The organism is Pseudescherichia vulneris, assembly GCF_902164725.1.
Lineage (GTDB): Bacteria > Pseudomonadota > Gammaproteobacteria > Enterobacterales > Enterobacteriaceae > Pseudescherichia > Pseudescherichia vulneris.
Map to the genome: position 1 here is coordinate 4266913 of NZ_LR607338.1, position 408 is coordinate 4267320.

Genomic DNA, 408 nt, shown 5'->3' on the forward strand with positions numbered 1-408 from the left:
TGGTTTTCTTCATCAGTCTAAACGCGGCATACCCGACCATGAACTGTGCGAAAAGTATGGCTTTAGCATTAGCACCCTACGCCGCTGGCAAGCGTTACACGCTGAAGGCATCCGAGGCGAGTTAAAACAGGCAGAATCCTCCGCAGGGCTCGTCTTTTTGGCTGCTATCGCTGCCGCTCTGTTACTCACCTTTGCCTTCTCGAAAGCGGTTGGCGCGCTGGTAATGCCCTTTTTCATCCTCTACTGCCTCTACTATATCCGCCGCTTTCGCAGCATCTCGGCAAAGCACATCAAAGCGGAAAATACCTCTCTCGCTCGCACTGGATTAGGGGCGAATAACGCGTTTTACCAGTTTTGCTGGATCGCCCTCACTCTTCTTAGCTGCGCCTGTGGATACGGTATTGCACA

General features: G+C 52.5%; 1 protein-coding gene. It reads left to right on the top strand.

Annotated elements, in window-relative coordinates; translation table 11 throughout:
• Positions 1-408: transposase (locus FN633_RS18655; RefSeq protein ID WP_154058989.1), on the top strand; the 408-nt coding region annotated here is incomplete at both ends.